At 55.7% G+C, this 25896-nt stretch carries 24 protein-coding genes and 1 pseudogene; 14 read left to right on the forward strand and 11 right to left on the reverse strand.

The window, feature by feature from the left end; genetic code table 11:
- Window position 1 precedes the first annotated feature (1 nt).
- The 4 genes from D5270_RS14060 (at window position 2) to D5270_RS14075 (ending at window position 3116) form a co-directional block, all read left to right on the forward strand.
- Window positions 2-253 (forward strand): hypothetical protein, encoded by a 252-nt coding sequence (locus D5270_RS14060; RefSeq protein WP_166544686.1) that lies wholly within the window; start codon window positions 2-4, stop codon window positions 251-253.
- A 28-nt stretch (window positions 254-281) separates the two neighbouring features.
- Window positions 282-1793: a 2,3-bisphosphoglycerate-independent phosphoglycerate mutase gene (gene gpmI, locus D5270_RS14065; protein WP_166544687.1), complete on the forward strand. Its 1512-nt coding sequence runs from the start codon at window positions 282-284 to the stop codon at window positions 1791-1793.
- Window positions 1794-1831: 38 nt separating this feature from the next.
- The gene (locus D5270_RS14070; RefSeq protein ID WP_166544688.1) at window positions 1832-2167 is read left to right on the forward strand and encodes a DUF3784 domain-containing protein; all 336 of its coding nucleotides are present in this window, start codon (window positions 1832-1834) and stop codon (window positions 2165-2167) included.
- A 307-nt stretch (window positions 2168-2474) separates the two neighbouring features.
- The gene (locus D5270_RS14075) at window positions 2475-3116 is read left to right on the forward strand and encodes a DUF4230 domain-containing protein (protein WP_166544689.1); all 642 of its coding nucleotides are present in this window, start codon (window positions 2475-2477) and stop codon (window positions 3114-3116) included.
- Window positions 3117-3161: 45 nt separating this feature from the next.
- Here the strand turns inward: D5270_RS14075 and D5270_RS14080 are convergent, their stop codons facing one another.
- A complete protein-coding gene (locus D5270_RS14080; RefSeq protein WP_166544690.1) occupies window positions 3162-4412 on the reverse strand; it encodes a chloride channel protein in 1251 nt (416 codons plus the stop codon).
- A gap of 169 nt (window positions 4413-4581) precedes the next feature.
- On the opposite strand from D5270_RS14080, the gene D5270_RS14085 reads away from it, so the two are divergent.
- The 3 genes from D5270_RS14085 to D5270_RS14095 all read left to right on the forward strand — a co-directional run bounded on the left by D5270_RS14085 (window position 4582) and on the right by D5270_RS14095 (window position 8105).
- Window positions 4582-6795, forward strand: a complete 2214-nt coding sequence (locus tag D5270_RS14085; RefSeq protein ID WP_166544691.1) for a glycoside hydrolase family 3 protein — start codon at window positions 4582-4584, stop codon at window positions 6793-6795.
- The gene (locus tag D5270_RS14090; RefSeq protein ID WP_166544692.1) at window positions 6792-7346 is read left to right on the forward strand and encodes an effector binding domain-containing protein; all 555 of its coding nucleotides are present in this window, start codon (window positions 6792-6794) and stop codon (window positions 7344-7346) included. Before D5270_RS14085 ends, D5270_RS14090 begins: the two co-directional genes overlap by 4 nt.
- A gap of 93 nt (window positions 7347-7439) precedes the next feature.
- Entirely contained in the window at window positions 7440-8105 is a 666-nt protein-coding gene (locus D5270_RS14095) for a hypothetical protein (RefSeq protein ID WP_166544693.1), read from the forward strand.
- A gap of 50 nt (window positions 8106-8155) precedes the next feature.
- Here the strand turns inward: D5270_RS14095 and D5270_RS14100 are convergent, their stop codons facing one another.
- Window positions 8156-8377: a helix-turn-helix domain-containing protein gene (locus D5270_RS14100; protein WP_166544694.1), complete on the reverse strand. Its 222-nt coding sequence runs from the start codon at window positions 8375-8377 to the stop codon at window positions 8156-8158.
- 218 nt (window positions 8378-8595) lie between these two features.
- Between D5270_RS14100 and D5270_RS14105 the strand changes: the two genes are divergently transcribed.
- The 4 genes from D5270_RS14105 (at window position 8596) to D5270_RS14120 (ending at window position 11282) form a co-directional block, all read left to right on the forward strand.
- The gene (locus D5270_RS14105) at window positions 8596-8892 is read left to right on the forward strand and encodes a hypothetical protein (RefSeq protein WP_166544695.1); all 297 of its coding nucleotides are present in this window, start codon (window positions 8596-8598) and stop codon (window positions 8890-8892) included.
- Window positions 8893-9036: 144 nt separating this feature from the next.
- A complete protein-coding gene (locus D5270_RS14110; RefSeq protein WP_166544696.1) occupies window positions 9037-9873 on the forward strand; it encodes a DegV family protein in 837 nt (278 codons plus the stop codon).
- Window positions 9870-10250 (forward strand): DUF2752 domain-containing protein, encoded by a 381-nt coding sequence (locus D5270_RS16910; RefSeq protein WP_166544697.1) that lies wholly within the window; start codon window positions 9870-9872, stop codon window positions 10248-10250. Before D5270_RS14110 ends, D5270_RS16910 begins: the two co-directional genes overlap by 4 nt.
- A 168-nt stretch (window positions 10251-10418) precedes the next feature.
- The gene (locus D5270_RS14120) at window positions 10419-11282 is read left to right on the forward strand and encodes a MurR/RpiR family transcriptional regulator (protein WP_166544698.1); all 864 of its coding nucleotides are present in this window, start codon (window positions 10419-10421) and stop codon (window positions 11280-11282) included.
- A 115-nt stretch (window positions 11283-11397) separates the two neighbouring features.
- Here the strand turns inward: D5270_RS14120 and D5270_RS14125 are convergent, their stop codons facing one another.
- Window positions 11398-12777, reverse strand: coding sequence for a Sapep family Mn(2+)-dependent dipeptidase (locus tag D5270_RS14125; RefSeq protein WP_166544699.1), 1380 nt, complete (start codon window positions 12775-12777; stop codon window positions 11398-11400).
- Between the two features lie 152 nt (window positions 12778-12929).
- Between D5270_RS14125 and D5270_RS14130 the strand changes: the two genes are divergently transcribed.
- Complete coding sequence (locus D5270_RS14130) at window positions 12930-13526, forward strand: spore maturation protein A (RefSeq protein ID WP_166544700.1); 597 nt, start codon at window positions 12930-12932, stop codon at window positions 13524-13526.
- Entirely contained in the window at window positions 13514-14038 is a 525-nt protein-coding gene (locus D5270_RS14135) for a spore maturation protein (protein ID WP_166544701.1), read from the forward strand. Before D5270_RS14130 ends, D5270_RS14135 begins: the two co-directional genes overlap by 13 nt.
- A gap of 36 nt (window positions 14039-14074) precedes the next feature.
- Here the strand turns inward: D5270_RS14135 and D5270_RS14140 are convergent, their stop codons facing one another.
- The 5 genes from D5270_RS14140 to D5270_RS14160 form a co-directional block, all read right to left on the reverse strand.
- A complete protein-coding gene (locus tag D5270_RS14140) occupies window positions 14075-15088 on the reverse strand; it encodes a zinc-dependent alcohol dehydrogenase family protein (RefSeq protein ID WP_166544702.1) in 1014 nt (337 codons plus the stop codon).
- A 132-nt stretch (window positions 15089-15220) separates the two neighbouring features.
- A complete protein-coding gene (locus D5270_RS14145) occupies window positions 15221-15976 on the reverse strand; it encodes a phosphotransferase family protein (protein ID WP_166544703.1) in 756 nt (251 codons plus the stop codon).
- A 20-nt stretch (window positions 15977-15996) separates the two neighbouring features.
- Entirely contained in the window at window positions 15997-18597 is a 2601-nt protein-coding gene (adhE, locus tag D5270_RS14150) for a bifunctional acetaldehyde-CoA/alcohol dehydrogenase (protein WP_166544704.1), read from the reverse strand.
- Between the two features lie 23 nt (window positions 18598-18620).
- Entirely contained in the window at window positions 18621-19262 is a 642-nt protein-coding gene (locus D5270_RS14155) for a redox-sensing transcriptional repressor Rex (protein WP_166544705.1), read from the reverse strand.
- Between the two features lie 151 nt (window positions 19263-19413).
- Complete coding sequence (locus D5270_RS14160; protein ID WP_166544706.1) at window positions 19414-20775, reverse strand: MATE family efflux transporter; 1362 nt, start codon at window positions 20773-20775, stop codon at window positions 19414-19416.
- Between the two features lie 114 nt (window positions 20776-20889).
- Here D5270_RS14160 and D5270_RS14165 point away from each other — a divergent pair, with 114 nt between their 5' ends.
- Window positions 20890-21474, forward strand: coding sequence for a TetR/AcrR family transcriptional regulator (locus tag D5270_RS14165; protein WP_166544707.1), 585 nt, complete (start codon window positions 20890-20892; stop codon window positions 21472-21474).
- 166 nt (window positions 21475-21640) lie between these two features.
- Here the strand turns inward: D5270_RS14165 and D5270_RS14170 are convergent, their stop codons facing one another.
- From D5270_RS14170 to D5270_RS14180, 3 genes and pseudogenes are all read right to left on the reverse strand, one after another.
- Window positions 21641-23611, reverse strand: coding sequence for an FtsX-like permease family protein (locus tag D5270_RS14170; protein WP_166544708.1), 1971 nt, complete (start codon window positions 23609-23611; stop codon window positions 21641-21643).
- A 14-nt stretch (window positions 23612-23625) separates the two neighbouring features.
- Complete coding sequence (locus tag D5270_RS14175; protein ID WP_166544709.1) at window positions 23626-24888, reverse strand: hypothetical protein; 1263 nt, start codon at window positions 24886-24888, stop codon at window positions 23626-23628.
- 588 nt (window positions 24889-25476) lie between these two features.
- Window positions 25477-25821 (reverse strand): annotated as a pseudogene (locus D5270_RS14180) (dTDP-4-dehydrorhamnose 3,5-epimerase family protein); the annotation flags it as partial.
- Between the last annotated feature and the right edge of the window lie 75 nt (window positions 25822-25896).

Consider the following 25896-nt stretch of genomic DNA (forward strand, 5'->3'; position numbering starts at 1 on the left):
TATGAAGAGAGATCACAGCTTCCATATCGTGCTCTGGGTCGCCGCTATAACTTTCACCTGCACCAGGTACCTGTGCGCGGCCATCATGTGCGCGGGCTCTTTGGGGGATAGGGGCACGTACAATATGGCCCTGGAGACCCTGGGGCCCTTCCTGCCGGTGATGGCCCTGATGTGCCTGTTCGGGGCGCTGATGCTCAGCGTCGCCGACCTGGTGATAGTGCTGCGCGACCGCAAGAGCAATAAAAACAAATAAGATACTAACGAAAGGAACATGGTCGTAAATGAAGAAACCTCTTGTTCTGATGATATTGGACGGCTTCGGCATAGCTCCCGACGAGGGCAACGCTATTGTCGCCGCCAACACCCCTAATCTTGACCGCATTTTAAAGGAGAACCCCGTCACCAAGATAGGCGCCTCCGGCATGGACGTTGGCCTGCCTGACGGCCAGATGGGAAACTCCGAAGTGGGCCACACCAATATCGGCGCGGGCCGCATTGTGTACCAGGAGCTCACCCGAATCACCAAGTCCGCTGAGGAAGGGGACATGGAGAAGAACCCCGCCCTGCTTAAAGCCATGCAGTCGGCTAAGGACAACGGCAAGGCCCTGCACTTTATGGGCCTGCTGTCCGACGGCGGCGTGCACAGCCATAACACCCACCTCTATGCCCTTCTTGGGCTTGCAAAGAAGCTTGGCCTTGAGAAGGTATTTGTACACTGCTTCCTGGACGGCCGGGACGTGCCCCCCTCCAGCGGCAAGGACTATGTTAAGGAGCTTATGGCTAAGCTGGAGGAGATTGGCGTTGGCAAGGTGGCCACTGTTATGGGCCGGTACTATGCCATGGACCGGGACAACCGCTGGGAGCGCGTTGAAAAGGCCTATGCCGCCATGGTTTACGGCGAGGGAGTAAAAGCCGAGTGCCCGGTGTGCGCCGTGCAGAATTCCTACGATGAGAACGTCACCGATGAGTTTGTGGTGCCCACTGTATGCGAGGGCGCTGAGCCTGTTGCCAGCGGCGACTCCGTCATATTCTACAACTTCCGCCCCGACAGGGCCCGGGAGATTACCCGCACCCTGGTAGACCCGGACTTCTCCGGCTTTGAGAGGAAGAAGGGCTTCTTCCCCCTTAGCTACGTGTGCATGACCCAGTACGACGCCACCATGCCAAATGTTGACGTGGCCTATAAGCCTGAGAGCCTTACGAATACCTTCGGAGAGTACCTCTCCAAAAACGACCTGACCCAGCTGCGCATTGCGGAGACCGAGAAATACGCACATGTGACCTTCTTCTTCAACGGCGGCGTGGAGAAACAATATCCCGGCGAGGAGCGCATACTTGTTAAGTCCCCCTCTGTGGCGACCTATGACCTCCAGCCGGAGATGAGCGCCTACGAGGTCACGGACAAGATGGTGGAGGCTGTCAAGTCCGGGAAATATGACGCCCTGATACTGAACTACGCCAACTGCGACATGGTGGGCCATACCGGTGTGTTTGAGGCGGCTGTGAAGGCTGTTGAAGCTGTGGACGCCTGTATCGGCAGGGTCGAGGCCGCTGTGAAGGATATGGACGGCTGCATACTCCTCACCGCCGACCACGGCAACGCCGACAGGATGGTGGACGACGACGGCACCCCCTTCACCGCCCACACCACAAACCCTGTGCCCTTCTGCGTGATAAACCATCCCTGTGAGCTCCGTGAGGGCGGGCGCCTGGCAGATATCGCCCCCACCATGCTCAAAATCCTTGGCCTGCCCCAGCCCGCTGAAATGACCGGGGAGAGCATTATAAAGTAAGATACCATCACTGACCCTTTTCTGAAAGGAGGCTGCATATGGACACGTCCGATATAATTGGCCTGGTAATAGTAATCATCGTAGGCCTCAGCCTTGTGGGGCTGTCTGTGCCGCTACTTATGGGCCGGGGCGCCTGGCTTATCGCCGGGTACAACACCATGTCCAAGGAGGAGCAGGAGCACTGGGACGGCCCGGCCCTTGCCAGGTTCACAGGAAAGATACTGCTTGTAATCGGCCTACTGACGGTTACTCTCATGCCGGTTATGTGCATTTTCAAATTCCTTTGGCTGACGGTATTGTACACCGTACTCGTTGTAGGGCTGGGCGTGTTTGCGGCAGTCTGGTGTAATACAGGAAAGCGGTTTAGGAAATAAGGTTTAAAGCATTTGAGCCCCTGGCAGTTGCCGGGGGCTTTTTGTGTGGTTTTATGTGAAATTTGTCGAAAGGGCTTCCATTCTGTAGAAAAATGTGGTATGATAAGTTTGCCACACAATTTCATAAAATGTACTAATTGCGGACACGATACTAGGGCAACAAGTGTTTTCCCCTCTTACTCGTGTTTTCCGTAATTAGTACTATGGTTAAAATGAGATTGTGTGGCAACAATGGAGGGATTCACTTTTGCAGGTGCGTCTCCCATTGGAGGCGCACTTTTTATTTTTTAGAAAAGAGGTAATAGGAATGGGTATGTTTTCCGACAGCAGCACAAAGCGCAGCCTGATAGTCGTCCTAGTGACCCTGCTCATTGGGGCCTGCATAGGCCTGCTTATGATGAAGTTCTGGCACGACGCAAATCCCCCAAAACCGGAGATTATCACACAGACAGTTGAAAAAGAGGTTGAAAAAAAGGTCGTGGTGGACTCAGAGTTTGTTGAGGAGCACCTAAGCAACATAGGCCAGCTCTCTACCCTCGAGGTCCAGTACATGGGCGTTATGGAGATTGAGGATAAGGAGGGGATTTCCTTCATAAACAAGGCCGGATACTCCATGCTCTACACCATTGAAGCCCAGATAGGCATTGAGTTTGACGATATCAACATTGACGTCTCCGATACAGAGGTCACTGTTACTGTACCCGAGGCGAAGGTGCTTAACCGGCATGCCGACGGAACATCCCTGCAGTTCTTCGATGAAAAATGGTCGCTGTTTAAGAACAACTCCATGAATGATGTCCCCACCGCCGTCAAAATGGCAGAAGACAACTTTGACGAGCAGACCGACAAGATTGATACATATACTGGCATAGCAAAGCGGCAGGCCGAGCTGATGGTACAGAGCCTTCTGACCGGCGTAATAGGCGACAAAAAACTGGTGATAAAGTGAGATGTCTACCATAAGAGGGGCGCAGAGTTAAACTGCGCCCCTTCCCTATTCTATTGATTTTTCATACGCCCGCCGCTTCACCTTAGAAAACTGAAACCTCTGGCTGTTATAAAGCCCAAAATACCCCGACATCACAAACGCCACCGCAATCGCCAGGGCAAAGAGCATCAGGTCCGTGGTGCCAAACATCTCGGCGGCAAGGAATATTGTAGCAATAGGGCAGTTCACCACGGAGCAGAAAAGGGCTGTCATGGCGATGGCCGCGGCAAACCCTGGGCCAAGGCCCAGCAAGGGGCCGACAGTGCAGCCGAAGGTGGCTCCGATAAAGAGGGTGGGGACTATCTCTCCCCCTTTGAAGCCCGCGCCAACACAGAGGGCCGTCAGGACCAGTTTCAGGGCGAAGGCCCAGGGCTCCGTCTCGCCGCCTATGGCCCGCTCTATCATATGTGCCCCTGCTCCGGCGTAGTCGGTGAGTTTGAATATCGAGACAAGCGCCGCCATTATGAGTCCACCCAGTGCAATGCGCAGGTATGGGCTGCCCACCAGCTTTGCCCAGAGCTCAGCGGCCTTGTGCAGGGCTATGCAGAGCACGATACCCAGCGCCGCCACAAGTACTGCCAGGACGGTCGTGCGCAGCACTGTGCCCATGTCCATGGCGGGCATCTCCGGGAGGGCATACCCCATTGCCTTCGCGCCCAGGGCCCGGGATATCCAGCCCGCTGTGCAGGAGGATACTACGCAGGGCAAAAGCGCCGCGTACTGGAATGTGCCCACGCATATCACCTCCAGCACGAACACCGCCGCGCTGACCGGCGTGCCGAACATTGCCGAGAAGCACGCCGCCATGCCGCACATGGACATCACTCTAACGTCGTCCTCATCAAATCCCAACAGCTCGCCCATATTATGCCCCACGGAGCCCCCAAGCTGCAGCGCCGCCCCCTCCCTGCCCACGGACGCGCCGAAAAGATGGGACAAAAGGGTTCCTGCTGTTATCAGTGGGGCGAGCAGAACCGGGATATGCTCGTTTGTTGTGACGGATGTGATTATCAGGTTGGTGCCCGCGTCGAAACTGACCCGGCAGAGCCTGTAGAGCAGCAGGGTCACCGCCCCGGCCATTGGGAGCAGCCAGATTATCAGCATATGAGCGGAGCGGTATTCCGTCACCCAGTCTATCGCCCAGTGGAAGGCCGTGCCCAGCAGCCCGCATACGGTCCCTGTCAGTAAAGATACCGCCGCCCATCTCAGGGCCGCAAGGACGTACCTGCCTGCCCCGGCCAGTTTTTCCCGGTCCATTTTACCCGCCTCCTTCAGATTATTCTTATCATTATACATCATACAACCGCCCGGCGCAACCCCGGCAAAGCGCCTTAAAGTTCAGCTATGTACATCTATTTTGTGTTGACATTGCCGGGAAGTGACTATATAATATATTTGTGAGAAAATACCCAAGGAGGTCAAGCTTATGGACTTCAAGCTCTACAAAAACCCGGACGGCCCGGATATCGGCACCACCGGGGCAAGAATAATAGAGGCCGACGGCCTGTATTTCAAGGACCTTTCAGGCACCGGCGAGCTGCTGCCCTATGAGGACTGGCGGCTCAGCGACGAGGAGCGGGCAAAGGATTTAGCCTCCCGACTGTCCATCCCGGAGATAGCCGGGCTCATGCTCTACTCCCCCCACCAGATGGTCCCCGCAATGCCGGGCGGCCCCTTCCCCGGCACCTATGAGGGCAAGACCTTCCCTGAGAGCGGCGCCCTGCCCTGGGACCTGACCGACCAGCAGAAGAGCTTTGTTGACAGGGACCATGTGCGGCATATCCTGGCCATGGCTCTGGAAAATGCCGAGACTGCCGCGCGGTGGAGCAACGAGCTGCAGGCCTATGCAGAGAGCCTGCCCTGGGGTATCCCTGTGAACATCTCCAGCGACCCCCGCCACGGCTCCAGCCAGGCCGGGGCAGAGTACAAGTCCGGGGCCGGGGACGTGTCAAAATGGCCCGAGGGCTTAGGCATGGCGGCAACCTTCTCCCCTGAGACCTGCCGTGCCTTTGGGGACGCAGTATCAAAGGAGTGCAGGGCCATGGGCATAACCACCGCCCTGTTCCCCCAGGTAGACCTGGCTACCGAGCCCCGCTGGATGCGTCTCGAGGATACCTTCGGCTCCCACCCCCAGCTTGTAACAGATTTTAGCCGCGTCTACTGCGACAGCCTGCAGACCACCGGGGGCTCCCCCGACGGCTGGGGCAAGGACAGCGTCTGCGCCATGGCGAAGCACTGGCCTGGCGGGGCGCCCTGCGAGGGCGGACGTGACGCCCACTACCCCTTCGGGCGCTATGCCGTGTACCCGGGGAACAACCTAAAAGACCACCTGAAGCCCTTCCTTGAGGGGGCCTTCGACCTGCCCGGGCCCACAAAATCCGCGGCGGCAATTATGCCCTACTACACGGTAAGCTGGGGGCTGGACGAGAAGGACGGCAAGAATGTGGGCAATTCCTACAGCCACTACCTGATAAACGACCTTTTGCGGGAGAAGTACGGCTATGAGGGCATTGTATGCACCGACTGGGGCATTACCGCCGACCCGGAGCCGGAGATAGACTCCTTCTCCAGCCGCTGCTACGGTGTGGAGGATTTGACCGAAGCCCAGCGGCACCTTCTGGCTATAGAGAACGGCGTGGACCAGTTCGGCGGCAACTCGGCTATAGCGCCCATACTTGAGGCCTACGAGATAGGCTGCGAGCGCCACGGCGAGGAGGTCATGCGCCAGAGGATGGAGCGCTCGGCGGTACGGCTGCTGAAAAATATATTCCGCTGCGGGCTCTTTGAGAACCCATACCTTGACCCTGAGGAGAGCGTAAAGGTCGCCGGGTGCGAGGAATTCTGCCGGGCAGGGTACGAGGCCCAGCTCAAGTCAGTTGTAATGATAAAAAATACCGGCGTGCTGCCCCAGAGGGAGCGCCGGAAGGTGTATATACCCATGCGGCATATCGGGCCCATGAAAGCCTTCTTCCGCTGGGACATGCCTGCCCAGGATATCGACCCTGTAAGCACTGAGCTTGTTGAAAAGTATTATGACAGGGTGGGCTCTCCCCAGGAGGCCGACTTTGCCATAGTGTTTATTGAGAGCCCTCTCAGCGACGGCGGCTACTCCAAGGCCGACCGCGAGGCCGGGGGCAACGGCTATCTGCCCATTACCCTACAGTACAGGCCCTATAAGGCTGAAACTGCCAGAGAGGTAAGCATTGGCGGCGGCGACCCCAGGGAGGACTTTACCAACCGCAGCTATAAGGGCAAGGTTGGCTGTGCCGCCAACGAGAGCGACCTGGACCTGGTGCTGGACACTAAAAAAGCTATGGGCGGCAAGCCTGTTATCGTGGTGCTCAGAATGCACAAGCCCACAGTGCCCGGTGAGTTCGAGGGCAGCGCGGACGGGATACTGGTGGATTTCGGCGTGCAGGGCCAGGCCATTATGGAGCTTATAAGCGGCGCGGCGGAGCCGGGAGGCCTGCTGCCGGTACAGATGCCCAGGAACATGGAGACCGTGGAGGCCCACTGTGAGGACGTGCCCCTGGACATGGAGGCGTATACAGACTCTGAAGGCAACACCTATGACTTTGGCTTCGGCATGAACTGGGGCGGGGTCATAAAGGACGAGCGCACCGGGAGGTACCACAGATGACCCACTCACAGGAGAAGGTGCTGAAGACCTACGACCTGGGGCAGGGGGCCTCTGCCGAGCTTGTGCAGTGGGAGGAAACCCTCTGGTGCGGCAAGCTGCGCATTGCCGAAAACAATACAGACGAGCCCGACATTGAAAAGCTCATGGAGGAGTTTGTGGCCCTTGGTGATGCGGAGCTCTCCCCTGTTGACCCCGAGCCGGGATGGGACGTGTGTATGAGCTTCAACTATCTCACATCAGAGCGGCCCAGCGGGGTTTTCTTCGGGTTCTTGGTCCAGAGCCACAGGCAGCCCGAGGGCTTTGACATGCGCTGGCTGCCCGAGGGGCAGTACCTGAAGCTGGAGATAAACGGGGCCACCGCCAAAGCCCTTGAGAGCGAGCCCTGGGCCGGCGGGGTGCCCCCCTACCAGTGGGTCAGCGAGAACGTGGGTCCGAGGCTGGGCTTTAGCTGTGGGGACAGCGAGCTGCCTATAGCCGAATACTACCACCACAGGGAGGACGGCTCCATCGACGGCTGCTGGCTGTATGTGCCCGTGAGGGAAAAGAACTAAAGAGGCGTAAATATGGGGCGTTTGGGGTAATTTTTTCCTGATTCCTGCCGATATAGTTAGTAGAGACATTTGTATTTTAAGGAGGAATATCTCATGGCATTAGAATTTGACCCCAGTGTAGGCCGCTACCAGGGCGTAGCCAGCTACACTAAGGCCGCTGAGTCCGGCAAGAGCACAAAAGCTGCCGATGTCGCCGAAGGCGAAAAGAAGGCCGCCGAGTCCGGTGCGGCTGAGGGCAGCACCGAGCAGAAGACCGACAGCGTTGAGCTGAGCCAGGACGCAAAGAGCGTGAACAAGATGAGCGACGAGGAGCGCGCCGCCCTGGTCAAGAGCCTGAAGGCCGACCAGGAGTATCAGATGACCCGCTTCGTCAACATGATGACCCAGACCTTCCAGAAGCAGGGCATGACCGCCAAGTCCGCCGAGGACGACAGCTTCTGGCGCATGTTTGCCTCCGGCAACCTGCAGGTTGATGCGGAGACCAAGGCCGCCGCTCAGGAGGCCATCTCCGAGAACGGCTATTGGGGCGTAAAGCAGACCTCCGAGCGTATTTTCAAGATGGCCCAGGCCCTTGCCGGGGACGACGTTGAGAAGATGCACAAGATGCAGGAGGCCGTAAAGAAGGGCTATGAGGCCGCAGGCAAGGCCTGGGGCGGCGATTTGCCCGGAATTGCAGGGGACACCATCAGCGCCGTTGACAAGATGTTTGAGGACTATTTTGCCCAGGCCGGCAAGGTCGAGGGCGAGACTGAGGAATAAGCTCTACTTAATCTCAATATAAAATGGCAGCGCTTCTGGGCGCTGCCATTTTACTTTTTGCGCGGGTAGGGCCTTGTTTCGTCAGTCAGCTCCAATAGGTAGTCCACGCTGGTGTTGTAAAACTCACTGAGTTTTATGAGCACCTCGGGCGGTATGCCCCGCTTGCCTATCTCGTAGTTTGAATAGCATACCTGCGAGCAGTTCAGATACTCCGCAATGTCCACTTGCTTTAGGTCATGGTCCTCCCTTAGGTCCCGGATTCGTCTGTACACTCATGCGCCCCCTCAAAATTAGGTACACAAAAAGTATAGACAAAACAAATTGTTATATTGACATGTAAAGCAAATCGTTGTATAATGGGATTATAGAAAATAGCTTACAAGATATGAAGCCGGGGCAAACTTTCTCCTCCCCCTCCCCGGCTTCATTTTTTATTTCCTGGCGGCAAGGGGCACTATTGACTTTTATCATTGGTTGCGCTAGAATAATTTTGGTAAAATCTGCTAAGATAAAAGAAGAATTAGGATACGCCTACACAAACAACCTGGTCTACGGCATTCCCAACAATAAGTACGGCGGCCCAAAGCCCACCCCGGCCCCCACGCCAAAGCCCACTCCAAAACCTACCCCTGCTCCGTCCACAGACAAGGTCTACTGGACCGAGACTGGCTCACGCTACCATAAGACCGAAAAATGTGTGACCCTAAAAAATGCGAAGCGGATATTCTCAGGGTCTCTTGAGAACGGAAAGCTCAACGGGCGCACCCCCTGCAAGGTCTGCTGGTAAGCCAATCCATGAAGAAGCCGGGCTGCCCCCGGTTTCTTCTTTATTTATAAGAAAAAATCTCCCCAACCGGTTGACCCGCACCTGAATCTCGTGTATAATTATAGTGTTTGCAAAGAAATAACCCAGTGAAAGGAATGCTTAGATATGGTGAAAATACTTACCGACAGCTCCTGCGACCTGTCCCCTGCCCGCTGTGAGGAGCTGGGCGTAGAAATGTTGCCCATCACGGTGAATTTTGGCGGCGAGAGCTTTAGGGCTCATGAGGACATCAGCAACGAGGAGTTCTATGAGAAGCTTGCGGCGGCCTCCGAGCTGCCCAAAACTGCCCAGATAACGCCCGCTTTCTTTGAGGAGAAGTTCACAGGTTATAAGGAGAGCGGCGAAGAGGTGGTCTGCCTGTTCATATCCTCCATGATGAGCGGCACCCTCCAGTCCGCCCGCATTGCCAAGAACATGGTCAACGCGGATAAGGTGTATCTTCCCGACACACTCAATGTAACCTTTGCCCTGGGGCTGCTGGTCGAGGAGGCCGTGAAAATGCGGGACCGTGGCCTCTCCGCTGCAGAGATAGCCTCAGAGGTGGAGAAGCTGGTGCCCAGGGTACGGCTCTGGGCCCTGATAGACGACCTGAAGTACCTGAAGATGGGCGGGCGGCTCTCCGCCACCAGCGCCCTTGTGGCAAGCATACTGGGTATCTGCCCCATCATAACCCTGGAAAACGGCCTGGTCGAGGTCGTGGGCAAGGCCAGGGGCAAGAAGGCCGCCTTTAAGTTTATTCAGAACATGGTGGCAAAGGAGCCAATCTCCGGCGATTTTGCGGTCACCATAGGCCATGCCGCCGTGCCAAACACCCGGGACGACTTCATGGACTTCATGAGCGCCGAGCTCAAGAAGCGGGAGATACTGAAGCTGGACATCGGCAGCATAGTTGGCACACACACCGGCCCCGGAGCCTGCGGCCTGGCATACATCCGCAAGTGAGACGGCGCGCCCTCATAGCCCTGGGGATATTCCTGGCCCTGGGGGCGGGGGCCGCAGGGCTCCTGCTCCTGCGGCCCTCCTGCCTGATACTGGAATATACCGGGTTCTACTGCGCCGGCTGCGGCACCCAGCGCATGGTGCTTGCCCTTCTTAGGGGCGACCTAAAAAGCGCTGCGGGGCTGAACATCTTTATGCTGGCGGCGCTGCCTGCGGCCGGCATATACGCAGCTATAGAGGCTGTGAGGTATGTGCGCGGTGAAAGGCTTCTGTGCAGAGCCAAGGGGTTTGTGCCGGTTTTGCTGGGCGTACTGGCGGCAGCGGCGGTGTTTACCCTGCTGCGCAACCAGCCCGGGCTTCGTTGGCTGGCCCCAGCCTGAAAAAAATGTTGCCTTTTTTTGAAAATATTGAAATTTGTGCAATTTGGCACTTGACTAGCAGAGTCCATAATTCTATAATAGAAATTGCCCATACGGGGCCTGTCGTTATATTAGACGCGGAAAATTCTTTCAATCCGTAAAAATCTTTTATAAAGAGGGTGCTGACTTGTGGCAGGTATCATATTGAAGCTGAACGAAATCATGGACGCCCTTCCGTCATCAGAGCAGAAGGTCGCCGTATACATGGTGAGCAATCTGGATGATATCGTGGGCGTATCCGTGGAGGAGCTGGCCTCCCGGAGCGATTCCAGTCAGGCCGCAGTGGTGCGGTTCTGCAAAAAGATGGGCTTTAAGGGTTACAGGGAGTTTTCCATAAAGCTTGCCAGCGAGCTGGCTGTGGCCATGCACGGCCAAGCAAACAGCCGTGAGTGTCCCGACCTGCGGGCCGGTGATAGGGCGGTAAACGTAATAGACAGCGTTTGCAGGCATAATATGCGGGCCATTGAGGACACCGGAGCCCTTATAGACCCGGACCAGGTGGAGCTGGCGGCGGGTAAAATTTTCGAGGCCCGGCGGGTGGATGTGTACGCCGTGGCTGCCTCCCACCTGGCGGCTTTAGATGCCCAGCAGAAGCTTCTGCGCATAGGGAAGCTGGCCTCCGCCTACTCGGACCCCCACCTGCAGCTGTCCTCCGCGGCCTCCCTCGGCCCCGGGGATGTGGTGCTGGCCCTGTCATGGTCCGGTGAAGCCAGAGAGGTCCTCCACGCCTGTGAAGCCGCCCGGCGCAGCGGAGCCTTCATTATCTCCATCTCGAAGCTGGGGCAGGTGAGCCTTAACTCCTATTCGGACGTACACTTTGGCTTGAGCGCTCCCGAGCCCTCTCTGGGCAGCGGGGCAATGAGCTCAAGAATAGCCCAGATGACTATGGTGGACATCCTGTTCTCCTGCCTTGTGAGCCGTCACTACGAGGAGACCGCCCCTTATCTGGAGCGCACCAGGCAGGCGTCCCTTGCCGTTAGAGTCCCGCAGTAACATAATGTCAAAAGCCTGACAGCTTGAAGCTGTCAGGCTTTTTTACAGGCTTTTCGCCGCATAACACAGTGGTGAAGCCGCATATGGTTAGGACAGGACAGAGACAAAGCCCTGTTTAGTCCGCAGTATACATACGGTACATGGCCTCCAGGCATATCTGAGCGTGGAGCTTGAATTTTTCAAGGTTTATCTGCTCGTTCACGTCGTGCTCATGGGCGGGGATATCGTCGGCAAATCCCGGCCCGAAGGCTACGCCCTTGCCGAACATCTGCCGGGCGTAGGTGCCGCCGCCCATGGAGAAAATAGTGCAGTCCTCGCCGGTCACCTCTTTATACGCGCCGGAAAGCAGGGTCACCAGTGGGCTCTCCTTAGGCAGGTACAGGGGCACCGCGTCGCTCAGGAGGACATACTCAAGGCCTGCCTCCCTTACAGCCTTCTCTATAGTCTCGGATATCCACTTGCCGTCTTTAGTGGCGGGATAGCGGATGTCAACGGTGAGGCTGCAGGACTCGGGGGTAACATTCACAATGCCCAAATTAAAGGTGAGCGGACCGCTGGGCTCGTCGCTGATGTCCACACCAAGCAGGCTGCCGTCGCTGGTGAGGGCTATCCGCTCATGGATGAAGCCAAAGAATGCCCCCATGCGCTCAGAGCCGAAAACCTCTGTCAGCAGCTCAACCAGGTATGAGGCGGCGTTTTTGCCCAGCTGCGGTGAGGCGGCGTGGGCGGCCTTGCCCTTTGCCAGCAGCGTGGCACCGTCCTCGGTGCGGGTCAGCTCTATCTCTATCTCACAGGACTTGGCGGCTTCGCTGAGCTTGTCAAACTCAGCGGCTGTGCAGACTATCCGGCACTCGGCCTTGGAGGGCACGGCATTTGCAACCGTACCGGCAGTAAAGGACTTAACCACCGGGGAGTCGTTGGGGGCCTTGACATTGAAATTCAGGCCGCCCTTCTCACAGTGGCATATACCGTAGCCCGCGTCGGGGGTGAAGCCCATGTCGGGGTGCTGCTCCTTGCTGAAATAGTGGGCCATATCCTTCATGCCTATCTCCTCTGCGGAGCCGAAAATAACCCGGAGCTTGCGCTTACCGGAAACACCTGCGTCCTTAATTGCCCGCAGGCAGTGGAGGGCCACTATTGCCGCGCCCTTATTGTCGGCGACGCCCCGGCCTATGGCCCTGCCGTCTTCAGTCAGCTCCATCTTAAACGGGTCCGTGGCCCAGCCCTCACCGGCGGGAACGACATCCAGGTGGGCCATGACAACGGCGTTGCCCTCCCCCTCCCCTATCTCGGCATGGGCGGCGTAGTAGTCCACATTCTTGGCCTTCAGCCCGTAGCTCTCAGCCATCTCCACGGCGGTGTCCAGGGCCCGGGCGCACTGGTTGCCGAAGGGGTGCTCCCCCTCAGAGGGCACGGCAACCGATGGCACGGCCACCATCCTGCCAAGGTCCCGGACGATATCGTCCCAATAGTTCAGTATCTTCTCTCCAAACATTTTTCTTTTCCTCTCTTTCAGTCCAGAATCTGTCAGCTATAGTAAACGCACTTGGCGCGGGTACACCCGTGCCGCTAAGTGCGTTAGCTATGATAAGCTTAAACTCTTTTGCGCCCAAAGTCAATAAAAATTTCTGAAACAGGAGGCTCCCGGTGATAAACTATATATGGTTTGGGATGATAGCCCTAAGTGTGGTTTGCGCGGCGGTAAACGGACGGCTGCCGGAGCTGTCGTCCGCATTGATGGAAGGGGCCGGGAGCGCTGTCCAGCTGTCTATAACGCTGCTGGGAAGCATGTGCGCCTGGCTTGGGTTTTTGAAGATAGCCGAGCGCGGCGGGCTCACCCGACTGCTGGCGGCAGGCTTCTCCCCTATAATCGACTGGCTCTTTCCTGACTACCGCGGGGATGAGGGGCTCAAGGGGAAAATCTGCATGAACCTCTCGGCAAACCTACTGGGCCTTGGAAACGCCGCAACGCCCCTGGGTCTCTCTGCGATGGAGGCCATGGCTGAAAAGGCCGGGGACGGTGTGCCCAGCAGGGGCATGATACTGTTTGTGGTGATAAATACCGCCTCATTACAGCTTCTGCCGGTGAATATGGCGGCTATGCGTGCCTCCTGCGGGAGTGCCGCACCCTTCGGGGTGCTCCCGGAAATATGGGCCACATCCCTGGGGGCGCTTGTCACGGCGGTGGCAGTTTGCAAGCTGCTGGAGCAAAGGTCAGGGAGGCTCTGCACATGGAACAGATAGGCGCGGCGGCGCTGCCGGTAATAGTCGGAGTGATACTCCTCTTTGGATTCTTTAAGGATGTAGACGTGTTCGACGCGTTTGTGTCCGGGGCGAAGGATGGTATAAAGACCACCATAGGGCTGCTGCCCACCCTTATAGGGCTGATAGTGGCGGTGAACATGGTAAAGGCCTCCGGGCTGCTTGAGGCCCTCTGTGCCCTATGCGGGCCGCTTGTACAGGGGCTTGGCGTGTCCCCCGAGGTGCTGCCCCTGGCGCTGCTGAGGCCCGTATCAGGGTCGGGGTCGTCGGCCTACACCCTGTCCCTGCTGGAGCAGTTCGGGCCGGACAGCGAGACCGGCAAGATAGCCTCGGTGCTGGCCTCCTCAACCGAGACCACCTTCTATGCGGTGACCGTGTACTTTGGGGCGGTGGGGTGCAAAAAGCTCAGGTATACGCTGCCCGCGGCCCTTGCCGGGGATTGTATGGCGGTGGTACTGTCGGTGGTTACGGTTAAGTTTTTTGCTCAGATATAGAAAAGTTCCACCGCCTGGACGGTGGAACTTTTTCTATTACTCCTGAGCCATCACGACCACTTTTATTGACTCGCTGCCGCTCTGGGCCTCGATAGCCTCCGAGAGCTCAGCCAGAGGGTAGCGGTGGGTTATAATTGGGCCGAAATCCACCTTGCCGGAGTTGATAAGGGCAACCGCCCGGTCATGGGTGTCGGGATTCACAAAGGAGCCCTTTATTGTCAGCTCCTTCTTATATACGTCAAAAAGGGGCACCGGGAACTGGGCCTCGGGCTTGGGGACGCTGAAGAGCACCAGCGTGGCCCCCTTTGCTGCAAAGTCGAAGGCGGACTTCACCGCCGGGTTATTGCCCACGCACTCTATCACCACGTCTGCCGTACCCTTCACGGTCTCATAGGAGCAGGGGTCCGTAGGGTCCACAGTCAGGTCCGCCCCCAGAATACTTGCGGCCTCACGGCGCTTCCCGTTGGGCTCGCTGAGTATGAGCCTTGCGGCGCCCGAGAGCTTTGCCAGCTGGAGCATGATTAGTCCAATGGCCCCGCCGCCTATAATGCAGACCGTCTGCCCGGGCCTTATCCCGGCTAAGTCAATACCGTGGAGACAGCAGGCCAGGGGCTCAGCCATGGCCCCTGCCTCAAAGCTGACACTGGGGTCCAGGCGGAAGGCCTGGGCCTCGGGCACCAGGCTGTACTGGGCGAAGCCGCCGTCCCTGGTGACTCCAACGGCCTGCATGCTCTCACAGAGCTGCTTTTTACCGTTGCGGCAGTACACACACTGGCCGCAGTAGATATTTGGGTCAACGGTCACATGGTCCCCGGGCTGAAGGGAGGTTACCCCCTCCCCTGCCTCTATGACCTCGCCGGAATACTCATGGCCCAATACCACCGGAGGGTTTACATCCGCCGAGCCGGGCTCGCCATTTTTAATATGCACATCCGTGCCGCAGACGCCGCATACCATGTTCTTTATGACTACCTCCCCGGGCCCCGCCTTGGGTATTGCGGTATCCCGAAGCTGGAAGCTTCCGTTGCCTACAAAGTAATTTGCTTTCATAGTATCACTCCTAAAATCAAGAAAAGGGGGAAGCTCTTGCCTCCCCCTTCCTGTATAATACTTATTCCGCGACGGTAAAACTATCGTTTACCTCGCAACAGCGCGCCGCTTTGCGCGCCCCGCGAAGTTGGCTTATTCGTACTCTACGACGTTCACCCAGCCCATGAGGAACTCGCGCTCCTCAGGCTTGCCCTTGACGGACTGGGAGGCAGCCACGATGGGCAGCCACTTCTGCACATACTGCTTTGCAGTATCGGACTTCTTGCAGAACAGGTCCAGGTACTGGTCTGCACCCTCCATGTCGCCGTTGAGCCAGAACAGCAGGTAGGTGCGGGCCACGTCGGCGCTGGCGTTGCCCTGGGTGGCATGGGCCCAGTCCAGGACAGCGTAGCCGCCGTCGGGCTTTATAACCACGTTGGAGGGGTTAAAATCCCCGTGGCAGAGCTTACGGTGCTTGGGCAGGCTGTCCAGGCGCGCGTCCAGCTCATAGCGGGTGGTGGCGTCAAGGCCAGTCTGGGAAATCTTCCTGCGCATTTTCTCATGGAGGAAGCTGAGCATGGGGGCGCTCTTTGTGTGCAGCTCCATCTGAATGTCGACTAAGCGCTCCAGGTACTGCTGCTTCTTCTCGGGCTCCTCCTCCATCAGGCGGGCCATGGTCTTGCCCTCGATGAAGTCGGTGACGATGGCCCACTTGCCGTCGACCATCTCAACGCCCTGCACATGGGGCATGGGTATGCCGGTCTCCTCAACGCGGGCAATGTTCAGAGCCTCGTTAAGGATGTCGGCCTTGGAAAAGTCCTCGTCAAATACCTTTATGACCTTATCGCCTTCACGGTAAATGGTCTTGGAGGTGCGTGCCGCGATAACTCTTGCATTTTCCAGATTCATAATCTATACTCCTCCCTAAATTACTTTCCGTAATAGCACTTCTCGTAAATCGACTTTATCTCGCTCATCAGCGGGTAGCGGGGGTTGGCCCCGGTGCACTGGTCGTTAAAGGCGTTCTCCACCATCTCGTCCAGAGTGGCCTTGAAGCCGTCCTCGGTAACGCCGTAGTCCTTGATGGTCTTCTTAATGCCGATTATCTCCTTAAGCTTCTCCAGCTCGTTGATGAGGCTCTCCAGCAGCTCGTCGTCGTTGCTGCCCGCAAACCCGCAGGCCTTTGCAATCTCAGCATAGCGGGCCTTGGCGTGGGGGTACTGGTACTGGGAGAAGGTGCCCATCTTGGTGGGGACCTCGGCGGCGTTGTAGCGGATAACGTCGGTGAGAATTACCGCGTTGGCTACGCCGTGGGGCAGGTGGTGATATGCGCCCAGCTTATGGGCCATGGAGTGGTTGAGGCCCAGGAAGGCGTTTGCGAAGGCCATACCGGCAATGCAGCTGGCCTCGGCCATCTTCTCGCGGGCATAGGGGTCGTTGGCGCCGTTCTCATAGGCGGAGGGCAGGTACTTGAAGACCAGCTTTATGGCTTCAAGGGCCAGGCCGTCGGTGAAGGGAGAGGCCATGATGGACACGTAAGCCTCAATAGCATGGGTCATAGCGTCGATACCGGAGGCGCTGGTAAGGCCCTTGGGCTGGTTCATCATGTTGTCAACGTCAACTATTGCCATGGTGGGCAGCAGCTCGTAGTCCGCAAGGGGCCACTTGGTGCCGGTCTTCTCGTCGGTAATAATGGCGAAGGGGGTAACTTCAGAGCCGGTGCCGGAGGAGGTGGGGATAGCCACCATCATGGCCTTCTCGCCCATCTTGGGGAAGCGGTAGATACGCTTGCGGATATCCATGAAGTCCATGGACATGGACTGGAAGTCGGCGTCCGGATGCTCGTAAAGGACCCACATGATTTTGGCAGCGTCCATGGGAGAGCCGCCGCCCAGAGCTATGATAACATCAGGCTGGAAGCTGTTTATCTGCTTCACACCCTCCAGGGCGCAGGCCAGGGTCGGGTCCGGGGCAACGTCGGCAAAGACGGCATACTGGATGCCCAGCTCGTCCAGCTTGTCGGTAAGGGGCTTGGTGTAGCCGTTCTGATACAGGAAGGTATCGGTGACGATAAAGGCCTTCTTGCGGTGATAGTCGGTGCGTAGCTCCTCCAGGGCCACGGGCATACAGCCCTTCTTGAAGAACACCTTCTCAGGGGTGCGGAACCAGAGCATATTCTCTCTCCTCTCGGCAACGGTCTTGATATTGATAAGATGCTTAACGCCCACGTTCTCAGAGACGGAGTTGCCGCCCCAGGAGCCGCAGCCCAAGGTAAGGGAGGGCGCAAGCCTGAAGTTGTAGATATCGCCTATGCCGCCGAAGGAGGAGGGGGTGTTCACTACAATGCGGCAGGTCTTCATAGCCGCCTGGTGCTGTGCAAGGCGCTCAGTCTCAGAGGGATGGATATAGAGGGACGCGGTATGACCGTAGCCGCCGTCCTCAATAAGGCGCTCGGCCTTAGCTATGGCGTCCTCGAATGTCTTGGCCTTGTACATTGCAAGCACCGGGGACAGCTTCTCGTGGGCAAACTCCTCGGAGATGTCCACGCTCTCCACTTCGCCGATAAGAATCTTGGTGCTCTCGGGCACGGTCACCCCGGCAAGCTGGGCAATCTTGAAGGCGGACTGGCCCACTATCTTGGCGTTGAGAGCGCCGTTGATAATGATGGTCTTGCGCACCTTGTTGAGCTCGGCCTTTGTGAGGATATGGCAGCCGCGCTTTACAAACTCGGCCTTAACCGTATCGTAAAGGGGCTCCATGGTGATAACGGACTGCTCGGAAGCGCAAATCATGCCGTTATCAAAGGTCTTACTGTGAATAATGGAGTTGACAGCCATAACCGGGTCTGCGCTCTCATCTATAATTGCGGGCACGTTGCCGGCGCCAACGCCCAGGGCGGGTGTGCCGGAGGAGTACGCGGACTTCACCATGCCGGGGCCACCGGTGGCCAGGATAATATCCGCCTCAGCCATAACAAGGTTTGTCAGCTCCAGAGAGGGCGCGTCTATCCAGCCGAAGAGCCCCTCGGGGGCGCCGGCCTTAACAGCGGCCTCCAGCACCACCTTCGCGGCGGCTATTGTGCACTTCTTGGCCCTGGGGTGGGGGCTGATGATGATGCCGTTGCGGGTCTTCAGTGCCAGGAGGGTCTTGAAGATTGCGGTGGAGGTGGGGTTGGTGGTGGGGATGACGGCGGCGATAACGCCGATGGGCTCGGCTATCTTGCGGATGCCGAAGGCCTTGTCCTCCTCGATGACCCCGCAGGTCTTGGTCTCCTTATAGGTATTGTAGATATACTCGGCAGCGTAGTGGTTCTTAATGACCTTGTCCTCCACAACGCCCATGCCGGTCTCCTCAACGGCCATCTTCGCCAGCGGGATACGCTGGAGGTTGGCTGCCATGGCCGCGGCGCGGAAAATCTCGTCCACCTGCTGCTGGGTAAAGGTGGCGTATTTCTTCTGGGCTTCGCGCACCCTGCCGAGCATTTTCTCAAAGGTTTCCACGTTTTCCACGATTTCAAAATTTGTTTCCATGAAACTCTCCCATCCTTTGCTGTTTATTTTGTGCTGAAAACTTCTTTCAGGTGGTTGGAGAGCAGTGCCAGCGACACCGCCATGTTCTCGTTCTGCACGAGAATCCCCTCGGGTACCAAGAGGTGGGCGTTGGCAAAGTTCCAAACCGCCAGAATGCCGCTGTCTATAAGCTGGTCGCACACCGCTTGCGCGTGCTCCCCTGGCACCGTGATTATACCGATGTGCACTCCCACCCTGCGGCAGAGCCCCGGGAGCTTATCCATAGACAGTATCTTCTTCCCCGCAACCTCCACGCCGTCAAGGCGCGGGTCCGAGTCGAAGGCCGCCAGGATATTCAGCCCATACTGGGGAAAGCCGCCATAGGCCATCAGCGCCTGCCCAAGCTTTCCCGCGCCTACCAAAACCGCGTCCTGGCTGTTGTCATAGCCTAGAAACCTCTCAAGCTCCTTTATAAGCTCCGAGCGCACATATCCAACTCTCGGGCGCCCGGAGGAGCTCACAGAGGCCAGGTCCTTTCGCACCACTACGTCGTTCAGGCCCAGGGCCTCGGCTATCATTGTAGCCGAAACGTGCTTTTTCGAGCCCTTCCCCGGGCCGCGCAGGTAGTTAAGGTAGGCGGGAAGCCGCTGCAGGGTCTGCTTTGAGACACATCGGTCCGACATCATCATCACCTCTTTTCCATGCAGTCTTTATGCGGGAACTTTTACTGCCTATATAATAGCATACTTTTATCGAAAATGGAAGCAAAAAAATCCGTTATCGATAAAAAATTATCGATAACGGATTTTTGCTTTATTGTGCACAATAGTTAATGTGTCATGCTATCTCTAAAACCGTATTTGGGACTTTATTAGCTGCCGCCGACTTTTTCGCCCAGTTCATGCAGAGCCACGCGCCTATGGCTGTTGAGATAAGGTCGGAGACCGCCCCGGCAAAGACCAGGCCCGTGAAGCCGCCCAGCGCCTCGCTTATGAACAACACCGGCACAAACACCAGGCCCTTACTCAATAGTGAGGTAATAGTTGCGTAGCTCACCTTGCCGGTGCCCTGGAGGTAGGAGGAGCAGAGCTGGTATATGCCGCCCACAGGCGCGGCTATGAGGGAGAGCATTATGAAGCGCCCAGCCTCAAGGACCTGTGGGTCCCTAATAAAGGCGTTCATGAAGGCGTCCCGCCCAAGGAGGAAGCCCGCCCCCAAGACAGCGCTTACAATAGCCGAGGCCCCGCCGGTCACAAGGGTTATCCTGCCAAGGCGCCTGCGGTCCCCCATCCCGAAGGCGTAGGAGATAACCGGCTGCATACCCATGCACACGCCCATGGCTATCATTCCCACCAGCATACCGGCCTTGCCCGCAACGCCGTTTGCCGCAACCGCTATATTGCCGTATTTCACAAGGAGCTGGTTTGAGAACATACTTGAAAAACACATAAGCACAGTTCCAAGGGCCATGGGCACGCCAAGGCTTATTACTCTCAGGGAGATTTCCCTTTTAAGGCTCAGGTATTTTGGAGAGATGGTGAAACAGTCCGACTTTTTCACATGCCTATAGACAAGAATACTGGTGGCTACGTTGCCGATAACCGTGGCCCAGGCCGCGCCCGCTATGCCCATGCCCAGGACTGATATAAACAGTGGATCCAGCAGGATGTTTATGAATGTACCGGCGAGAGCTATAAGCATAGTCTTTGCGGAAGAGCCGTCGGCCCTGATAGCATTGCCAAGACCTCCGCCCAGCATGGTAAATGGCACGCCGAGTATTATAATGGACAGGTAGGTACGGGCGAAGCCCGCGGTTTCACTGTTGGCTCCCATCATTGCAAGCAGCGGGTCCATAAACACAAGCATTGCCGCCGCAAGCACAAGGCCGGTTATCACTGAGCCCCAGGCGCAGAAGGCGCTGTAATATTTCGCCTTCTCCCTGTCGCCCTGCCCTAGGGCCATAGCTATAGCCGTACAGCTGCCAGCGCCGAAAAGGGTGCCGACGCCCTGGAATATGTTGAACGCCGGGCCAGAAAGGGACAATGCGGCAACCTGCATGGCGTCGCCGCCCTGGCCTATAAAGAACACGTCGGCCATATTGTAGAGCACCTGGACTATCATCACCACTATGGTGGGCAGGCCCATTGTGAACAGCAGCTTTATCGGGGAGGCTTCCCGCATCATTTTCTCGTTTTTCATGTGATTTTCTCCTTTCGCCAGCTTGAATTTCTGTTATGACTATAGTATAATACCGACAAGTGTTGTTTTCAACCGTCAATTTTTATACAAGTGTTGCATTAAAGGAGTTTCTCTATGAATACGAAAAATAATAAGCGCTCCCAGAACACCGACGAGGCCATTATAAGGGCGGCCTTCGAGTCAATGCTTCTGGGAGGCAAGCAGATAAGCAAGATAACCGTGAGGGAGATATGCGAAAAAGCCGGCATAAACCGCTCCACCTTTTATGCCCACTACACGGACGTATACGATTTATTCGAGCGGGTCGAGCTGAAGATGGCTGAAATGTGCGGCGAGCGGATGCTGGGCAGTGGATATGACGGCTTTCATGGAATGCTGGAGCGGGTGTTTGAATTTATACTGGAGTATAAGGAGTTTTACCAGATATATTACAGCGAGGTCAACAAGGTCACACACCTCATACAGGTAATGACGTCACCTTTCAAGGACAGAATCGCTAATATCTCCTCTCTGGACATGGGCTCTGGCATTGACGGCGAAGCCATGTACCACTTCAACTTCTTAAACGCGGGAATCAGCTCAATGATAGCCTATTGGCTGGAGCGCAACTGCAGGGAGACCCCGGCGGAGATGGTGGATATGGTGGTGCGCCAGTATAACGGAAGCTCGTTGGTTTGCAGGTGGATGGGGCTGGAGTAGCTTGTGCTGCGGCGTCCAGCGATTGCGGTGGAGATGCTGCGGGCGCATGTTGGGTATAACATTTTAAGCTGCTCGGTCATACACAGCATAATGGCCGCAAAGATAAGCAGATACTAAGGGTACAGGCTTATGCTGATATGCCGGGCTAACAGTCCACGCAGACAACTTACCTGCCGCCCAACAGCTCTATCGGCTCGGCTTTCAAGTTATTCCTTACCATCACCATGGCCAGCAGGAAAATAACCAGAACCAGTCCCCCGGGGACTGCACATATGATTGGCATAAGCGGCGGCTGGGCCACATCGCTCTCCATGAACTCCACCGTCTGGCTCCACTTGCTTGTCCAATCGCTGTACTGGGTGCTATAGACCGAGTATATGCCTTCCTCGTTTTCATTGCTCTTTAAATCTGACCGGCCTATCATGGCCAGCCCCAGGCCGGTCCCAAGTACGGCGCCTGCCAGAGCAAGCACAAGTATGCCCGACACCAGCGATATATAGCACTGCCGTCTGCTCATTCCCAGGCCGCGCTCAATGGCGGTACGGCGGGTCTCCTTGGCAATAAAGAAGTACAGCAGGAAAATGATTACCGCCAGCAGGGCCGCGCCGCCTATACCACAGAGAAGAACAGCTGCGACCCGTGTACGCTTCAGCGAGGGCATGATGACCTCATAGCCGTTGTCGTCGTAGGTAATGTCCAGCATCTCCGCCTGGGGAACAGCCTCCCGCAGCTTTTTATCAAACTCGGCTATGCTGCCATTAGGTATTTTAAAGGATACATTGGTGCTTCTAAGTGGGCCGCTGTAGGCCAGGTTGACATCCGGCGCGGTCACTGAATTTGCGGGGATAATGATGGTGCTTGTGGTCAGCTCCACCTCACTGGTGCCGAAGAAGCTCTTGTCTTTGATATAGTAGGTACCCACCACCTCATAATCACCGGTGAAGAAATGGGAGTATTGTTCGCCATTTTTGTCAAAAAAACTGTAGGGCTGGAAGAAGCTGCTTGAGTCGGCTGAGTTAAACTTGCTGAGCGGATAATCACGCAAGGTAACAGACAGAGGGAGCGTCAGAATAGAATCACCGGCTGCAAACTTGTTGCCATAAGTCCATCCATCCGGAATGAGACATACCTTTGCCCCGCTGCTAAATTCCTCCTGGGTAATGGAACGCCCCGTCATAATCTGAATATTCCCGGAATGGAACGAGGGAAGGAGGTCCAAGTCGTTTACAGCAATGATAGGGTAATAAAGACATTCATCCAGCAAAAGCCCGGCCCATTCCTCCCACCGGTCCATTGAAAAGTCCTTATCCTCCTCATTTTGGAACTGGACTTGCATACCTGAAAGGTCTGCGGGAGAGCCCCCTTCTTCATGGTTTATCACCCAGGCGCCCTCCGGAGTCTGCCAAAAATGATGGAAATTCGGAATAACGCCGTCTTTGATAGGGGTACCATCCACGCCATACTCCGATGAATACGGTATACCCATTGGCACATATTCTATGGTGTCATGCTTTGCACAGAGCTCAGCCTTCATACAGGCCATATACTTCTTGCCCTTCTCAAGGCCGGCGGTCCCGGCAGAATGGTGCGGGCAGAAATTGATTTCCTGACCGCTGTGAAGGGAGCCAAACAGAACCCTGCCTGTCCGGGCCTGCACAGGCTGCCCGTCCAGGCTGTCGTATAATGGTATGATTTCAGCCACTATGGTGGAATTTTGGCGGAGGCCTCCCCATTGGGAGGCGCCTGTACTGAGGTGCCTTATTCCCTTATTTGCGGTACTTTTGTTATAGAAAGACGGGGACGCAATATAGCATACGCGGTTTTCGGGCGGAACGATGTAGTTTGCACCCTCAAAATCCAGCATGTCCAAAGTCACCAGCTCGTCGTAAAAATCATAGCTGGCGGTGTCAATACTATCACAGCCGTTCTCAGAAACTACGGTCTCTGTGGAAGACGGCAGCTGGCTAACCATACCAATGGTGGTAAATGTATCCTCAACCTGATTTATGCGCATATTGGTTTTTATAAACAATACGGAGCCGAAAACCAGCAGCGTTGTGGACGCAGCCAGAAGAAGAATGAAGAGAAGGGCTTTTAAGGGCGTGCGAAACAACTGCTTGATACTCAATAAAAACATTTTCTTACCGCCTTTTAGTCAGTCTTAGTAAGAAGTGCAAGCGTGTCGAAACGGAACAGGAACAGAAGGGCAAGGGCAGTACCTGTCGCGGCGCAGAGCATAAATGTACACATAATGGTACCAGCAAGAGTGGGCGCCATACCTACGATAAGCCCTATTACTGAAAGCGCTAAAAAACATCCCAGTGCCTGAACAATTAACGTACTAAAGAAAGGCGCAGCAGCATTCAAAAGCTTTTGCCGGCCCAAAGAGCTTGCGATGGCAATATCCCGCCTATAGCTGCGCAGGGACAGAAAGGTGATAAGCGCTATAATAGTCACCACCACCCCAAAAAACGGAAGCTGGAAGGAACTATATGTGGCTAAATTCTCAATTAGTTCACTGGAATTTTTAATATACATTTCGTCATCGACGGAAAGCGTATCTCCAATCAAAAGACTGCTGTCCCTCCTGCGTATGGGGCTCATTTCATATATGCCCCTTTCGTTCATCCCGGCTTTGAATTTGTTCAATTCCCTGGGGCTTTTTATGTACGCGCTGGCGGAATCATAATAGAATTTGACCGGTTTGCCCTCGCTGTCTGTGGCGGCCTCGGTAACGCTTCGAAGCCACCCAATTGGGGCACAGGCGTTCCAGCCGCCCTGCATTTTTGTATACTGGGCTTCATAGAGCGCCACGACCGTTATATGCGGGCTTGCAACCTCTATGAGCTTCCCTGCTTCGCCTACGTCACTTTCCTCACGACTGATGACGCAGACGTCCGCTATTATGTCGCTGCCCAGCTCTATTCCGTGCTCTTTGGCAAAGGAGCTCTCTACAGCGCAGACAGGGCTGTCCGCCAGCAGGAACCCTTCGTCCCAGCCGTCCAGATAAGTAAAGCCTTCCGGCTCAAGGCTGTCCATGGCGGATATGGCATTGGCGGCGTGCACGTGCATGGCCCCGCCATCCGGCTTACCGTCCACCGACTGCAATGAGAAGGAGAAGGCAGAGGTGCACAGCACGTCCCGGACATCCTGGGCAGCCAGAGCATCAAAGGTTTCAGTTGAAATACGCAGGTTGCGGTGTGCCGAGCCGTCTGGAGTAATAATGCGCGCCTGAACCGGCATTTGCACAGAGAGCTCGTCCAGGGCCTGCTGCGTAACCTGGATGTTTCGCAGGTAGAAAGCTATGCTGCACACCAGCAGCGCGGCCAGACATGCGGTTATGAGCGTGCGGGCAGGGGTACGTAGCAGGTTGCGTTTGATTTCCAGGAGAAGCAGCATTTTAGTCACTTCCATTTTGGCGATTTCTTTATAATATATTAAGTATATGCTATGATTCAATGGAAGTCAAGTGAATTGCGGTTAGTGTGGGAACCTCTGCTTACAAGAAGCAAATCCGTCTGGAACAGGTGAAACGAGAAGGCTATACCATATCCTATGTTTGGCTGCTGCAAGGACAGAAACGAAGAAAAATACTCTCCCCTTACCGACCCGGCTTTAGAGTTGAGCGAAGTACTCTGCGGCAATCGCAATTCTTCCTGGAGAGCAGCGCACAGTGAAGGTGATACGGAAGCATGGTACACTTCGACTCAAGTCAGTGAAATTCGTATATGCTGACGAGGAATAGATGGAAACCTAATGTTCTTTCAACGCAAGTCTTCAATAACAGAGGGTTCAGATAGAAAATCATAACCACCCATAAAACAGGTGGTTATGATTTTAGCCATTTTTGAGAGGGATTAACCAATCAACTTAATACTATGCCGGAACTAGCTAAATTAAGAACCGCATATATCTAACTTGCTTATTATTACACATGGGCACAACTCCGCAGTCGCGTGTGGGTCAAGCGACAGAGCATCACATAAAAAATTTTCATATTTATCAAAACCCGCCATAAATATCAACAAATCTTTCAAAGGATTGAAGCTGTCTGTCCTTATTCGATAAAGTCAAGCTTTCCCGGCCTCTGGCAAGCTTCAGCGGCCACTCCACTCCAATATCAGGATCGTCCCATACAATTCCCTCATCCCCCTCAGGATAGAACACCTCCCCACACTTATATACCACGACCGCGTCTTCCAAGGTCAAAAAGCCATGAGCGCACCCGACAGGTACATAAACTTGGTTACAATTCTCTCCTGTCAAATCAAATGCCTGCCATTTCCGAAACATTGGGCTGTCCTTACGCAAATCTACTACTACATCCCAAATATTTCCCGAAATGCAACTAACCTGCTTGTAGAGTAAAACGTCTCTTTCAAATCGTCATGTATTCCATGTTCAGCAAACCGTCTTTGACAA

The sequence above is a fragment of the Acutalibacter sp. 1XD8-36 genome, from assembly GCF_009917525.1.
In the GTDB taxonomy this organism is placed as follows: Bacteria; Bacillota; Clostridia; order Oscillospirales; family Acutalibacteraceae; genus Acutalibacter.